Below are 14438 nucleotides of genomic sequence, written 5' to 3'. Positions count from 1 at the left end.
ATCAGGTGTTTGCGAGGTTCAGGCGGCGCCGGAAATCCATGCGGAAAGCGCCGTCTTCGGTGCCGCGCCGACCTTGATGTCGGCCACTTCGCCGTCCTTGAACATGGCAAGGGTCGGGATGGAGCGAACGCCGAACTTTGCGGCAAGCTCCGGGTTCTCATCGATGTTGAGCTTGGCGACCTTCACCTTGCCGGCGAGTTCGTTGGAGATTTCTTCGAGGCTCGGGCCGATCATCTTGCACGGACCGCACCATTCCGCCCAGAAGTCCACGACCACGGGCTGGGTGGAGTCCAGAACCTCGGCCTGGAAATTACTGTTGTCGACTTTCACCGTCGCCATGGGGGCTCTCCTTGTGAAGAATGCGTTGTGCACAATGTGAGGCTGCGGCAGCCTCATTTCAATACCGCTATCTCACTTTGGCCGCAGCTCGGCAAGCGATCGGTCGAGGATCTCCGGCGAGAGTGAAACGACGTCGCCGGTTTCCGTATAGGCAAGCACGCACCGGAACCGGTGCTGCGGATAGAGCGGGAAAAGGATCTCTCGATAGAGGGCGAGCTGGGCCCGATGGACGAGGGGGACATCCTCCTCGCGGCCCGGCGGGCGGCGGTTGGTCTTGTAGTCGAGGATGGTCACGACGTGCTCGTCGACGGCCATCCGGTCAATCCGTCCGGAGATCGCATAGTCCCGTCCGCCGAGGGCAAGCGTGCCCATGATCGACACTTCCGCCTGGCTGTGGCCGGAAAAGACGGACTGCAGGTCCGGGTGGTCGAGGACCGACAGCACGCAGCCGACAAGCGCGTCGCGCTGGTCCGAAGGCCAGAACCGGGCCGCCCGCTCCGCATAGCGCCGCGCAGCGTCGGGCCTTTCGCCGGCGGGAAAGTCCGGGAGGACCTGGAGCATGCGGTGCACCAGCCGGCCCTTCTGGAGCGACAGGCCGCTTGCCTCCCTTTCCCCGAACAGGGGCGAGGCGGTCATCAGGTCGTCCGCTTCGTCCTCGATCATCGTCCCGGCGCCGGACGGGCTGAGGGGGCGGGGGAGCGAAACCTGAGGCGGGAGCGCCCGTCCGAGAGCGGCAGGTAGCGGCAGCGCCGTGTCCGGCGCATCCGTCGCCCCGTCGGCGCGCGTGGCCGTGTGGACGCCGGCCGGCAGCCGCCACCGGAAACCGTCCCATTCCCCGTCCGGCCCGGAAAAGCGGGCAGGGCTGCAGTGCTCGGGATGGCTGGAGAGCGCATTCGCGATCATGCTGTTCCAGGTGTCCGGATTGGCATTCTTGCCGCGATATCCGCAGACGATCAGCCGGTCGGCGGCGCGTGTCATGCCCACATAGAGGAGCCGCCGGTACTCCTCTTCCGTGCCTTGCCGCAGCCGCTCGTCGTCGGCGATCGTGATCGCGTTGGAGAGCGTCGCTGTCGGGACCCATGCCGGGATTTCCAGCCCGTTGCGCGGCAGGAGCCGCAGCTTGGGCACATGTGACGAGATGAAGGCCTTCGATCCGCTGTCGACCAGGAAGACGATCGGCGCCTCGAGCCCCTTTGAGGCGTGGACGGTCATGATCCGGACCTCGTTGCGCCCGCTGTCCTGTTCGCGCTTGATCTCCGGCGATTCGATCTCGAGCGTCGAGACGAACGACTGCAGGCCCGGCAGGCCCTTGCCCTCGTGGTCCAGCGCGAAGGTCAGGAATTCGTCGAGGATGTCGCCGGCCTCGGTTCCCAGCCGGCCCAGGAACTGGCGCCGTCCCCCCAGTTGTCCGAGCACCCTGGCGTAGAGATCGTGCGGGCTCATCTGCCGTGACATCGCGAGAAGCTGCCCCAGCTTGTCGGTCGGGCCGCGGAACCGCAGCGGCTGCTCGTCCGCAAGACGGTGGATGTGCTCCCAGGCGCTGGTCCTCTCCGGACGCAGGGCCGCCACCTCGAAAACGTCCTCTTCCGACAGGTTGAAAAGAGGGCTCTTGAGCACCGCGCTCAGCGACAGGTCGTCCTGCGGGAGAACGAGGAAACGTCCGAGCGCGAGGAGGTCCTGCACCGCGATATGGCTCGTCAGGCGAAGCCGGTCGGCGCCGGCTACGGGAATATTGCCGCGTCTCTTCAGCGCGCGTGTCAGCGCGTTCACGAAGGCGTCGCGCTTTCGAACCAGGACGAGCACGTCGCCCGGTTCGATCGCCCGCTCGATGCCTTTCTCAATGATCGTCTCGCGCCCGATCATCTCGCCGATCGAATGGGCGATACGCGACGCAAGGATCGCCGACGGAGCCTTGTCCGGCGTCGCATCGAACGGTGCGGTCCAGTCCTCGCCCGTATCGACGACCTCCGGCACCACCACGTCCCAGAGGTCGACGGCGCCGGGATGGCCGATCCGGTTCGAGCGGTGGACGATCGGTTCGTCGTCGAATGTCAGGCCCCGGGCATTTTCCGGCAGCGAGAAGACCTGGTCAACCGCTGCAAGGACATCCGCGGTGGAGCGGAAGGAGAGCGGCAGGCGTACCGGATGGAAGACCTGGCCGCTCGCTTCCACGTCCTGCCGTGTCCGGATGCGTTCGGCGGCGAACCGCTCCGGCCTTGCGCCCTGGAAGGAATAGATGGACTGCTTCTCGTCGCCGACCGCGAAGATCGTCCGCCTCGTCGTCCTGGCGCTGCTGCCGGAATAGAAATCCTCCGCCAGCGACTTGATGACCTGCCACTGCACGGGACTGGTATCCTGCGCCTCGTCGACCAGGATGTGGTCGATCCCCTGGTCCAGCTTGTAGTGCACCCAGGCTCCGACGCCGTCCCGTGTCAGGAGGTCCGCCGTGCGGGCGATGAGGTCTTCGAAATCGAGCAGGCTGCGCTGCTTCTTCAGGTCCTCGTAGTCGTCGTTCAGCCGTTCGGCGAGTACGAGCGCGGCAGCCGTTGCCCTCGCCATGCGGATGGTGCGCAGGCGATCCCGGCAGGCGAGCACGTGGTTGCGGGCGAGATCTATGGCGTCGGCGAGAGCGGGTGCCGCGTCCAGCATCTTCTTCGCCACTAGCGAACTGTCCGCCTTGGGCTTCCCCTCCCGGGTGAGGAAGAGACCGTCGAGGATCTGGTGGAGGCGGTCCGGATCGGTCTCCTTCTGGCAGACCCGCAATCCGTAGGCGACCTCCTGGACCTTGGATCCACCCTTTTCGTCGGCCAGTTGCAGGTAGGTCGCCAGGGTCCCGCCCGACAGGCCGGGCAGCGGCCAGTATTCGGCCGCGACGCTCGATTCGGTGGCGCCCTCCGGCAGGCCGAAGGCCTCGCGCAGGATGCGATCCACGCCTCCGTGCCGGGCGGCATGGGCGAGAAAATGGCGGATCGCCGTGCGCCGCGCGACGATCTCGCCGAGCAGGTTTTCCAGCCCGAACTCGTCGCCGAGGTCCAGAACATGGGCGAACGCCTCGGCAAGCACGGGGTCGTCCTCGGCCGACGTTGCGGTCAGGAGCGAGCGGCGCGCCTCGGCAAGCAGGGCGGAGGCGGCACGATCGTCCAGGACGGAGAAGTGTCCGGCAACGTTCGCCTCCAGCGGAAACTGGTGGAGGAGGGCTTCACAGAAGGCGTGGATCGTCTGGATCTTCAGGCCGCCCGGCGTTTCGAGCGCCTTCGCAAACAGCCGCCGTGCCTCCGCGAGCTTGAAGAGGTCCGGCTCCGAACCTTCCACCGATGCGATGCGCTTCTTCAGTTCCGCGTCGTCGAGGACGGCCCATTCCGCCAGGCGCTGGAAGACGCGGTTCGACATCTCCGAGGCCGCCGCCTTCGTGTAGGTGAGGCATAGGATGGAGGAGGGGCGGCATCCGGATAGAAGCAGCCGGATCACCCGCTGGGTCAGCACATGCGTCTTCCCGGATCCGGCATTGGCCGAGACCCATGCGGAGCTTTCCGGATCGGAGGCGAGCGACTGCCGCATCGCCGTCCAGTCCAGCCAGTCGCCCGGGTCGTTACCATGGGGGAGGGCGTCATTCATCGGCGTCACCCTCCTCGGCATCCGCCGTCGACCATTCGGCAACACGCGCAAGATGATCGTAGTCGCCGCCGTAGTCGCTTTGCATGAAGGGCACCAGCCGCGACGCAAACCCGGTCCTGCCACTCCGCAGATGCGTCACGAACTTCGTCAACTGTTCGATGGACTCCTCGGCGAGTTCGATTGCCGACTTGCCATTCTTCTTGCCCTCGTTGTTGACGCATTCCGGCTTGAACCGGTCGCCCGGTTTCAGGCGGACATAGAGCAGTTCGTCGGCCTCCAGCGGGCCCAGCGCGCTGAACGCCCCGGCGCGAAGGGCGGCAGCCTCCAGCGCCAGCTGCGGATCGAGAAGCGAGCGCGCCTGGGAGGAGGTGGGGCTCGATCCGGTCTTGTAGTCGATGATGGCGGCAAGACCGGAGCCCTTGATGTCGATCCGGTCGGCGATACCCGTGAGCCGCACGTCCGCGCCGGGGATGTCCCAGCCGGCGCCGCATTCCGTGAAGGTCCGGCGGATGTCGGGCGCCCGTCTCGCTTCCCATGTCAGGAACGCCCTTCCGACCTCTTCGAACCTGCGGCGCCAGACCCGGTCGATGTGGAGTGGCAGGCGCTCGGCGTCGAACAGTTCGTCGATGATCCGCCGCATGGCCTCGATCGATGCGGGCGTGCCGGGGACATGCCCTTCCCGCGTGTAGCGGTCGATGATCGCATGATAGAGCGTGCCACGCTCGGAAGCGCCGGGATCGGCGTTGAACGGCGCGATCGGGTCGAGCTTCAGGATGCGCCGGGCATAGATCGCATAGGGGTCGCGTCGCAGCCGCCCGACTTCACTGAACGAATAACGCTTCGGCTGAAGATCGGCCGGCGGCGTCGGCGCGGGTCGTCTCGCCGGTGCCTGGTTCTCGCCGGTATCGATCTCTGCCGCCCACCGGCGGTATTGGTCGCCGCGGGTTCGCAGCTCCCGGACGAGGTCCTCGCCGCCAAGCGCCAGCAGGCGCTGCAGCCAGCGCGATGCAACGGTCGGCGTCGAGCCCTGTCGCAGCGAGCGGGAATAGACGAGCCTGCGGGTGCCGCTCGCCATGATGAAGTCATGCGCCAGCTGGCCGATCCGCCGCTCCGGCGGCTCCAGGCCCATTTCCGTCTTCATCGTCCGCGAGAGGAAGGGGTTGTTGACGGTCTGGCCCGGCCACGACCCCTCGTTCATGCCGCCGAGGATCATCGTGTCCACGGTCTGCAGCCGGGCTTCGAGCGTCCCGAAGATGAAGACCCGCGGATCGCTCAGCGAGCGCGGCTTGACCGCTTCGCCCGTGGTCAGCGCCTGGACGATATCGATCCACTGCGGCCCGTCCGCCTCCATCTGGCCCTCGGTGTCGATGACCTCGCCGAGAAGCGAGGACAGGCGCCCTCCCGCCTCCCCGGACCAGAGGGAGGAAAGGTCGCCTTTTTCATTGGCGCAGACAGCCTCCAGCGCCCGCCCCGTGCGGTTTGCCCAGTCCGAAAGGGTGAGTTTCGACGTCAGGCCGCGTCCGTCCGCCCGACGGCCGAAGAGGGCGGAGGCAAGCGGTTCGACGGCGTCTCCCAGGCGGCGAGCGAGGTCGAGCGCCTGCGCGAAGGCCGTCTCGGGGAGGCTGGAGCGCCAAACGGGGGGATGGCGATCCCCCTGCTGCGCCTGCCAGTGCTCCTCGAGAAGCGGCGCGAGTGTCGAGACGTCCATCTCGCCGCGGCCACCCCGCAGCGCGAGAAGCTCGAGTGCTTCGGCCGCCTGCCGAAGCGCCTCCCGCTTCATCCCCAGGCGCATCAGCGGATGTTTCAGGAGCGCGGTGATGGCCACCGGATCGCCCGGCCGCAGCGTAGATTCAAGGAGAAGCTGCAGCAATGTCCCCTGCGGGGTGGCCGAAAGCGGCGTTCCGGCGGTGTCGTCGGCGGTAATGCCGAACCGCGCAAGCTCCGCGGTGACGCGGCGCGCAAGGGCTCGATCCGGCGTGATCAGCGCCGCCTGGGACACGCGGCCCCGGTCGCCGGGCTCCTCGAGCGCGAGGCGGAGCGCGATGGCGATCGCCACCGCTTCTTCCCGTTCGTTCGCGGCTTCGATGAGCGCGACATCCCGGAACGCTTCGAGGAGATCCTCGCGGCTCGTTTTATTGCGCCAGGTGCTCCATTCGTCGGTCGCCGCTGCCGGAGCAAGCGCCTGCGAGAGGGACTGGTTGCGAAAATCGAGGTCGGCGGTCGGCGGGTCGAGCACCGCCACCTCGTCACGGTCGACGCCGAGCCGGGAAAGCAGGCGGGACAGGCCGAATTGCGGATGGCTTCGGCTCCCCGGTTCGATCCGGCCGTCCGGGCCTTCGCTGCCGATCGCGTCCCAGTGCTGGCGTGGCATGCGCTGGTCCAGTCCCGGAAGGACGATCGTCCCTTCCGGGAGGGCGGCGATGGCGGCGATGAGATCGGCGGCAGCCGGGATAGAGCCCGTCGATCCGGCAACGATCACCGGCCCCTTGTGCGGGCGTTCGGCGATCCGCCTTGCTTCCCCGCGCAGAAGCGTGGCCTGATGGCGGGAAGGGGAGGAGCGGCGCAGTTCGGCAAGCCGCTGCGGCCAGAACTCGCTCGCAATGCGGAGGAACTCGGCGGTCAGCTGCCACCAGAGGGCGAGTTCGGCGGTCTGCAGGTTCTCAAGGTCCGTCCAGTCGCGTTCTTCCGTTTCGATCGCGTCGATCAACTCCGCAAGCGAGCGCGCCAGCCAGATGGCGTCGGCGGGACTGGCCGGTGCCACGAGCGGCGAATCGGAATGGAGGTCGATGACGACCTGCGGCAGCCGGTTGCGCCATGCGAGGATCAGCCGGCCGAGCTCCAGAAGCCGGGCGACACCGCCGATCGGTGTCGCGAGGTCGAGCTCCTCGGGTGCGGCAAGATCGAAATAACCGCTGTCGTCCTCCGTCTCGCCGAGCGGCCGGATGACCGGCAGAATGGCGGAGCGTCCGCCGAGCAGGTCGACGAATTCCGATCGCAGCACGCGTGCTGCGCGGCGCGTCGGCACGAAGATGGTGACGTTGGCGAGCGAAAGCGGGTCCTGCGGATCGTGGACGAAGCCCTCGTTCAATCGCCCGTCGCAGAGAGCGGCGGCAACGGTGCGGAGGAATGCCGTGCCCGGCGGGATGGTGAAGATCCGCTTGTGACGGCGGGCGTCCATGGTCAGGCCTCGACCTGGTGTCGGGAAAGGACCTCTTCCGCTTCCACGAGTGCATCGGGCGTCCCCACCGTAAACCACTGGCCATCGAGCACCGTGCCGTAGAGCCGGCCCAAGGCGATCGCCTTGTCGAAGTAGAGGTTGAGGTTGAAGGCATCGTCCGGCGCATCGTCGAGAAGCGCGGCGTGCATGGCGACCGCGCCCGCATAGACGAGCGGCTGGGCTCCGTCGCGATACCGCGTCAGGCGCCCGCTTTCGTCCATCTGGAAATCCTTCTTGCCGCTGTGGCCCGTCGTCCGCTCCAGCGGGACACAGAGGAGCGCCATGTCCATGATGTCGGGATCGAAGAAGGCGGCAAGCCGTTCCAGGTTGCTGGGCTGGCCTCTCGTCTCCCCGACCCAGAAGAGGTCCGCGTTCATGACGAAGAGCGGGGCCCGGTCGAGGAGGCGCACGCCCCTGGCAAGCCCGCCGCCGGAATTCATCAGCCGGTCGCGCTCGTCGGAGATCGTCACGTCCAGCCTGGGATAGGCCTTCAGATGCGCTTCCATCTGGTCTGCGAAGTGATGGACGTTGACGACGGTGCGGCGCACGCCTGCGTCGGCAAGCGCATCGAGGGCGTAGTCGATCATCGGCTTGCCGGCGACGCGCACCAGCGGTTTAGGCAAGCTATCCGTGATCGGACGAAGGCGGGTCCCGAGACCCGCCGCGAGAACCATGGCCTGGACGATCTTCATACCCTGCTTTCTAGAGCAGGGCTCATGATTCGGGTAGCTCTATTCCTGTCTGGAGGCACCAGCCGCGAAGCGGAGCGAGGACTTCGTGCCGCAGCGACCAGGAGAGATGGGTCAGCGTGCGCGGCATGTGCTTCATGTAGCCCGGCTTGCCGTCGCGCTTCATCAGCCGGACCCAGAGCCCGGCGAGCTTGCAGTTGCGCTGCGCCGACATGATCGCGAACGCCTTGAGGAATTCGCGTTCGTCGAACGGCCCGAGGGACCGGCGCAAGGTGAAGTAGTCGCGCATCATCTGCTCGGCCAGCGCAGGAGGCACGTCGACGCGCGCATCCTGAACGATCGAGGCGAGATCGTAGGCGGTCGGCCCGATCATGGCGTCCTGGAAGTCGATGATCCCGACGCGGCGCACGCCGGATTCATGGGCCCGCCAGATGATGTTCGGGGAGTGGAAGTCGCGCAGCAGAAGATTTTTCTCGGCGCTCTCAAGTTCGCCGATCAGTCCGTCCCAGATGCGGAGAAAGGTCTGCCGCTCCTCCTCGCTCGCCTCTGTGCCGCGCTTCCAGGGAAGGTGCCAGTCGATGAGAAGACGGGCTTCCATCTTCATCGCGGTAGGGTCGAAATCCGGAATGTGATGGACGTGGCCGCCGTCCGCGGCGAGGTCACGAGGGGCCGGATGGCTGTGCAGGTAGCCGAGGCAGACGACGCTTTCCCGGTAGCGATCGGCGATCGGCCGGCCTTGTTCGTCTAGCACGCCGTCCTCGCCCATGTCCTCCAGCAGGAGGATGCCCTGGTCGTAATCAGCGCGAAATACCTCCGGTGCCGCCAGGCTGAGCCGGCGGAGATAGCGGGAAATCGCGACGAAGGAATAGGCGTCCTCGGCAAGGTGCACGACCTTCGGATAAGGCTTGCCTTCATGGAATGGCGGTCCGTCGGGCTGGCGAGGCCAGTTCATCAGGACGAGCGATCCGCCGTCTTCCGGCGTCACGGTCTCGTAGGACCGCACCGACGCATCGCCGGTCAGGTAGCGGCGCCTCGCGTTCGGGTATCCCCACCGGTCCAGGAGGGCGCGGATGGCAAGCGAGCGGCGGATGCGGTCCAGTGCCGGTGCGGGGCCGTATATGGTCGCGGTTCGACCCGATGTCTCGTGCTCAAGCCGCAATGTCAGCCGGTCCGCCGGGAGGAAATCCTCGGCCATCTCAGGCCATTCGACCAGCGCGATACCGGTTGCGAGAGCCTCGTCCAGCCCCAGTTCGTCGAGTTCCGATCCATCCCCGAGACGATAAAGATCGAAATGGGCGACGGGGATGCGAAGGTCGTAGCTTTGGACCAGGGTAAATGTCGGCGAGGGAACCTCGAGCGTCTCGTCATTCGCCATGGCGCGCAGCAGGGCGCGTGCCAGTGTCGACTTTCCGGTCCCGAGGTCTCCGGAAAGGGCCACGCAGTCGCCCGGGCGAAGCGCCAGCGCGAGATCTTCCCCGAACCGGATGGTCGCCGCTTCGTCCGCAAGCGTGACGACGATCGCCGTACCGTCGTTCATTCGGCGGCAGCGATAGTGTGCATGGTCGCCCCGGTCGGGATGCGGCAGGTGACCGTGGTTCCGCCGGCAGGACGGCTGTCGATCCGGACATCGCCCTGGTGAAGGGTGACGAAGCTCTCGACGATCGAAAGCCCGAGCCCGGCGCCGCTGCGCTTGCCGCCTTGCGGGCTGGAGGAGAAGCGGTTGAAGACGCTGTCCAGCATTTCAGCCGGGATGCCGGGCCCGTCGTCGGAGACGGAGAAATAGACGTCCCTTTCGTCGCGCCGGCACGTCAAGGTGATGGTGCTGCCTTCGGGAGCGAAATTGGTGGCATTGGTCAAGAGCTTCAGGAGGATCTGCTTCAGCCGCTGCTGGTCGGCAACGATGCTGCCGAGGCCTTTCGGCGCGGTGATCTCCAGCGTCACGCCGTTCTCGTGCAGCCGGTCGGCGATCTGCATCGCGACGTCATCCAGCAGGCCGTCGAGGTCGAGCTGGGTGTAATTGAGTTCCATGATGCCGGCATCGACCGTCGCGAGGTCGAGGATATCGTTGACGATCGTCAGAAGCAGCGAGGACGACGTCGATATGTGCTCGACATATTCCGCCTGGCGCTCGTTTAGCGGCCCGATGCCGGGGGTCTTCAGGAGATCGGTAAAGCCGATGATGTTGGTAAGCGGCGAGCGCAGCTCGTAGGAGACGTGCTGGACAAAATCGTTCTTGATCTCGTCGGCTTTGCGCAGCGCTTCGTTCTTTTCCTTCAGGGCGCGTTCGGCGCGCGCGCTCGCCGTCATGTCGACGAAGGTCAGCATCGTCTGGGCATTCGGCAACGGCGTGACCGCATAGTCGAGGATAAGACCGGAATAGAGCTCGAACGTCCCCTGCAGCGAGGGCCGGGCGTCGTCGCCGCTCGTCAGCATCTGGCCGAAGAGGCGCCAGCCGTCGGGCTTGTCGTAGGACGGGCCGCAGGCTTCCTCGATCGCCCGGATATGCGTGCCGGGCTTCGCCTGCTCGGCGGTGATGCCCCAGAGCGCGCGGAAGGCCGGATTGGAAAGCTGGATGCTTCCGTCGGGCCCGAACACCGCCACGCCTTCCGACAGGTGGTCGATCGTTTCGCCCTGGACCTGCAGAAGCGTGTTGTAGCGGGTCTCGAGGTTCACCTGTTCGGTCAGGTTCTCGAAGACCCAGGTGGCGCCGCCCTGCGGATGGGCCGTGGCGACGACACGCAGCGTCTCGCCGTTCGGCAGGTGCCAGAGTTCGTCCTTGGTATCGAGCGCCTGGTAGATGGAAAGCGCCGATTCCTTCCACGTCCGCCAGTTGAGGGGCTCCGGAAGCTTGTTGCTGCTGCGCAGGCGGTCGAGAAGCTCGCTATTGTCCGGTCGAGAATCGAGGAAGGCGAGATCGAGGCCCCAGAGGGAGACGAAGGCCTGGTTGTAGAATTGCAGCCTTCGGTCGCGATCGAAGATCGCCACGGGCGTGCCGAGATTGTCGAGGGTCTCCGCATGGCTGCGAAGCGTCCGCTTCAGCTCTTCCCGGACCGATTCGGCCTCGGAAACGTCGAGCGCCATGCCGGCGGAACCACCGGTGGCGACGACGTCGACGATCTCGTAGATCGTCCGGTTGCCGTGAACGACCGTCGAGACGCGATCGTGGAAGGGGGAGGCGGGCGTCGCGGTCGCGCGGATGCTTTCCCGGGTGATCGTCCCGAGGAATTCCCGGCCTTCGCCGACCACCTGGCCGGGGCTCTCCGCTTCCACGGCCTCGCTGTAGGCGTGGTTGACCCAGGCGAGCCGACCCTCGCTGTCGCGGCGCCAGACGGGCTGTTCAAGGGCGTCCAGAAGAGACTGGAACAACGTGATGGAGCCGCGCAGACGCTCGCGCTCGATTTTCAGTTCCGCAAGTTCGGCGCGCAGATTGTTGAGCGCGATGAAGCGCACGAACGCCTTGCCGCCGGCGACGCGGCCCTGGACCTCGAGGATTTCGTCGCGGATGGTCTCCACCACCATGTCGAAGCTGCTGGCATTGCCGCGCAGCGTCTCGACGGCCCGCTCGAGTTCGCCGGCAGACTTTGGCCGCAGCCAGCGTCCGAAGGCCAGGAACTCGCGGTCATCCTGCGGCGCGCCCGTATCGGACGGCAGTTGACCGAGGACTTCCGGGCGCGCGATGGAACCATCCCAGATGATGATCCGGCGGTTCTTCTCGGCGATGAGGGCCTCGTATTTGGAGATGCGCTGCTGGGCGTCGGAGAGGGCGTTTCGCATCTCCTGGCTCTCCGCCTCCATGTTCCCCCGCTGGCGCACGAGCCAGAGGACGGAGAGGAGCGTCGCGCCGAGTGCGCCGACGACGAGGGAGGAGATGACGACCTCTGACGAGGAAAACAGCCTTGCCGCGGCGTCCACCGGCTGCTGCGCAAGCGCGGTGCCCGCGAAGGACGCCAGCGCGCTGCCGGCAAGGAGGGAAGGGAGGAAGGCACGTTTCCGGCCCCGCGGTGCCCGGCAACCGTGACGAACCTGCGAAGCGTCCCCGCCCTCTCCAGGGGAGGACGAGGTAGGGCCGTCGCAACAGGAAGCCGCCCCTTCCGCTGGGTTCTTTACGTTCACCGCCATTGCCGGTCTGTCTCCGTCCTTTGCCGCATTTCGACAAGACATCCCATATCGCCCTTGCCCGAAGCAGGAGCGAATCGCTGGCTAAGAGAATACTTGCTTAGGGAATCGGCGGGAAGGGTGACGCCAAAAAAGAAGGTCGCGATCCGTCAAGATCGCGACCTTCAATATCTTGTGGATTAGCCTTGGAAAATTAATACCTGTAGTGTTCCGCCTTGAAAGGTCCCGTCGGCGAGACGCCGATGTAGGCGGCCTGTTCTTCGGAGAGTTCCGTGAGCTTTACGCCCAGCTTGGCGAGATGCAGGCGGGCGACCTTCTCGTCGAGGTGCTTCGGCAGGATGTAGACGTCGTTCTTGTATTCGCCCTGCTTGGTGAACAGCTCGATCTGCGCAAGCACCTGATTCGTGAAGGATGCCGACATGACGAAGGAGGGGTGTCCCGTGGCATTACCGAGGTTCAGGAGACGGCCTTCCGAAAGAAGGATGATGCGGTTGCCCTTCGGGAACTCGATCATGTCGACCTGCGGCTTCACATTGGTCCACTTCAGGTTGCGTAGCGACGCCACCTGGATCTCGTTGTCGAAGTGGCCGATATTGCCGACGATCGCCATGTCCTTCATGGCCCGCATGTGATCGATGCGGATGACATCCTTGTTGCCTGTGGTGGTGATGAAGATATCGGCGCTGTCGACCACATCCTCGAGTACGACCACTTCGAAGCCGTCCATCGCGGCCTGCAGGGCGCAGATCGGATCCACTTCCGTGACCTTCACGCGGGCGCCGGCCCCGGCAAGCGAGGCGGCCGATCCCTTGCCCACGTCGCCGTAGCCGCAGACCACGGCGACCTTGCCGGCCATCATCACGTCGGTGCCGCGGCGGATGCCGTCCACCAGCGATTCCTTGCAGCCGTACTTGTTGTCGAACTTCGACTTGGTGACCGAATCGTTGACGTTGATGGCGGGGAAGGGCAGCAGGCCCTTCTTGGAGAGTTCGTAGAGCCGGTGGACGCCGGTCGTGGTCTCTTCCGATACGCCCTTGATCGCGTCGCGCTGCCTCGTGAACCAGCCGGGCGAAGCCTGCAGGCGCTTCTTGATCTGCGCGAAGAGGATTTCCTCTTCCTCGGAGGTCGGGTTGGACAGGACGTCTTCGCCGGCTTCGGCGCGGGCGCCGAGCAGGATGTACATGGTCGCGTCGCCGCCGTCGTCGAGGATCATGTTCGACAGGCCGCCGTCGGCCCACTGGAAGATCCGGTCCGTGTACTCCCAGTACTCGGTGAGGCTTTCGCCCTTCACGGCAAAGACCGGGATGCCGCGCTCGGCGATGGCGGCGGCGGCGTGATCCTGGGTTGAGAAGATGTTGCAGGAAGCCCAGCGGACCTCGGCACCGAGAGCCGTCAGTGTCTCGATCAGCACGCCGGTCTGGATGGTCATGTGCAGCGAGCCGGAAATCCGGGCACCTTTCAGGGGCTTGCTTTCGCCGAATTCCTCGCGGCAGGCCATCAGGCCGGGCATTTCGGTTTCGGCGATATCGAGTTCCTTGCGACCGTAGGCGGCAAGGCCGATGTCAGCGACGATATAGTCTTTATCCATGCTCATGAAGCTCTCCAGCTGGGATTTGCGCGCCCTGGGGCGTCACCTCTCGCATTCTGGGGCTGGTTTAGCAGGCTTGGTCGAACGAAGCAACGACACATAAAGAAGTGTTTATGTCTTTATGTGCCGTCAAACTTCTTCGCCGAACTTGTCGGCGACAAGGTCTTCCAGCGCAGTCAGCACTTCAGATGCCTGCGGTCCGGCAGCCGTTACCTGGACGCTGCAGCCGGGGCTGGCCGCGAGCATCATCAGCCCCATGATCGACATTCCGCCGACCGTGGTGCCGTCCTTGGTGACGGTGACGTCCGCGTTGTACTTTGCGACCGTCTGGACGAATTTCGCCGACGCGCGGGCGTGAAGGCCACGCTTGTTGACGATGAGGAGTTCGCGGGACTGAGATGACATGCCGGGCTTCGCTTACTTGCCGCTTAGGACACGGCTTGCGACATTGATGTATTTGCGGCCCGCCTCGGATGCCTCCAGGAGCGCACGGTTCATGTCGTTGTCGCTGCGGACACCGGCAAGCTTGATCAGCATGGGGAGGTTGACGCCGGCAATCACTTCGATGCGCCCGCCGTCCATGACGGAGATGGCGAGGTTGGAAGGCGTGCCGCCGAACATGTCCGTGAGGATGATGACACCATGGCCGTCGTCAGCCACTGCGACGGCATCGACGATATCCTGGCGCCGTTGGTCCATATCGTCTTCAGGCCCGATGGAGACCGTTTCGATGTACTTCTGGGGACCTACCACATGCTCGAGTGCATGCCGAAATTCCTCAGCCAGCTTGCCGTGGGTGACAAGCACAAGTCCGATCATCAATTCCCCCTGCTCTGGCAACGCGCAGGCCATATCGCACTGCAAAAGTGGCGTC

9 protein-coding genes are annotated in these 14438 nt (G+C 65.5%); all 9 read right to left on the bottom strand.

Translation table 11 applies throughout. From position 1 onward, the window contains the following. Nucleotides 1-18: 18 nt before the first annotated feature. Nucleotides 19-339 (bottom strand): thioredoxin, encoded by a 321-nt coding sequence (gene trxA / locus ACWGPT_RS15145; RefSeq protein ID WP_452606451.1) that lies wholly within the window; start codon nt 337-339, stop codon nt 19-21. A gap of 72 nt (nt 340-411) precedes the next feature. Further along, a complete protein-coding gene (gene addA / locus ACWGPT_RS15140) occupies nt 412-3954 on the bottom strand; it encodes a double-strand break repair helicase AddA (RefSeq protein ID WP_452606450.1) in 3543 nt (1180 codons plus the stop codon). Further along, entirely contained in the window at nt 3947-7132 is a 3186-nt protein-coding gene (gene addB / locus ACWGPT_RS15135; RefSeq protein ID WP_452606449.1) for a double-strand break repair protein AddB, read from the bottom strand. Before addB ends, addA begins: the two co-directional genes overlap by 8 nt. Before the next feature lie 2 nt (nt 7133-7134). Beyond that, nucleotides 7135-7863: a nucleotidyltransferase family protein gene (locus ACWGPT_RS15130; RefSeq protein WP_452606448.1), complete on the bottom strand. Its 729-nt coding sequence runs from the start codon at nt 7861-7863 to the stop codon at nt 7135-7137. A 22-nt stretch (nt 7864-7885) separates the two neighbouring features. Next, on the bottom strand, nt 7886-9397 hold the full coding sequence (tsaE, locus tag ACWGPT_RS15125) for a tRNA (adenosine(37)-N6)-threonylcarbamoyltransferase complex ATPase subunit type 1 TsaE (protein ID WP_452606447.1): 1512 nt from the start codon (nt 9395-9397) through the stop codon (nt 7886-7888). Next, on the bottom strand, nt 9394-11979 hold the full coding sequence (locus ACWGPT_RS15120) for an ATP-binding protein (RefSeq protein ID WP_452606446.1): 2586 nt from the start codon (nt 11977-11979) through the stop codon (nt 9394-9396). Before ACWGPT_RS15120 ends, tsaE begins: the two co-directional genes overlap by 4 nt. Before the next feature lie 190 nt (nt 11980-12169). Beyond that, a complete protein-coding gene (gene ahcY, locus ACWGPT_RS15115) occupies nt 12170-13570 on the bottom strand; it encodes an adenosylhomocysteinase (RefSeq protein WP_452606445.1) in 1401 nt (466 codons plus the stop codon). Between the two features lie 123 nt (nt 13571-13693). Further along, nucleotides 13694-13969 carry an HPr family phosphocarrier protein gene (locus ACWGPT_RS15110; RefSeq protein WP_452606444.1) on the bottom strand — a complete coding sequence of 92 codons (276 nt, stop codon included), beginning with the start codon at nt 13967-13969 and terminating at the stop codon, nt 13694-13696. Between the two features lie 12 nt (nt 13970-13981). Then, nucleotides 13982-14383, bottom strand: a complete 402-nt coding sequence (locus ACWGPT_RS15105) for a PTS sugar transporter subunit IIA (RefSeq protein ID WP_452606443.1) — start codon at nt 14381-14383, stop codon at nt 13982-13984. Nucleotides 14384-14438 lie beyond the last annotated feature (55 nt).

This window comes from Pseudorhizobium sp. NPDC055634 (assembly GCF_053618655.1).
This window is presented reverse-complemented; position numbering and strand designations above follow the sequence as displayed.

Bases quoted from the DNA above. Each gene is read 5' to 3' on its own strand.
- trxA (WP_452606451.1), bottom strand. From the start codon at position 339: ATGGCGACGGTGAAAGTCGACAACAGTAATTTCCAGGCCGAGGTTCTG.
- addA (WP_452606450.1), bottom strand. From the start codon at position 3,954: ATGAATGACGCCCTCCCCCATGGTAACGACCCGGGCGACTGGCTGGAC.
- addB (WP_452606449.1), bottom strand. From the start codon at position 7,132: ATGGACGCCCGCCGTCACAAGCGGATCTTCACCATCCCGCCGGGCACG.
- ACWGPT_RS15130 (WP_452606448.1), bottom strand. From the start codon at position 7,863: ATGAAGATCGTCCAGGCCATGGTTCTCGCGGCGGGTCTCGGGACCCGC.
- tsaE (WP_452606447.1), bottom strand. From the start codon at position 9,397: ATGAACGACGGTACGGCGATCGTCGTCACGCTTGCGGACGAAGCGGCG.
- ACWGPT_RS15120 (WP_452606446.1), bottom strand. From the start codon at position 11,979: ATGGCGGTGAACGTAAAGAACCCAGCGGAAGGGGCGGCTTCCTGTTGC.
- ahcY (WP_452606445.1), bottom strand. From the start codon at position 13,570: ATGAGCATGGATAAAGACTATATCGTCGCTGACATCGGCCTTGCCGCC.
- ACWGPT_RS15110 (WP_452606444.1), bottom strand. From the start codon at position 13,969: ATGTCATCTCAGTCCCGCGAACTCCTCATCGTCAACAAGCGTGGCCTT.
- ACWGPT_RS15105 (WP_452606443.1), bottom strand. From the start codon at position 14,383: ATGATCGGACTTGTGCTTGTCACCCACGGCAAGCTGGCTGAGGAATTT.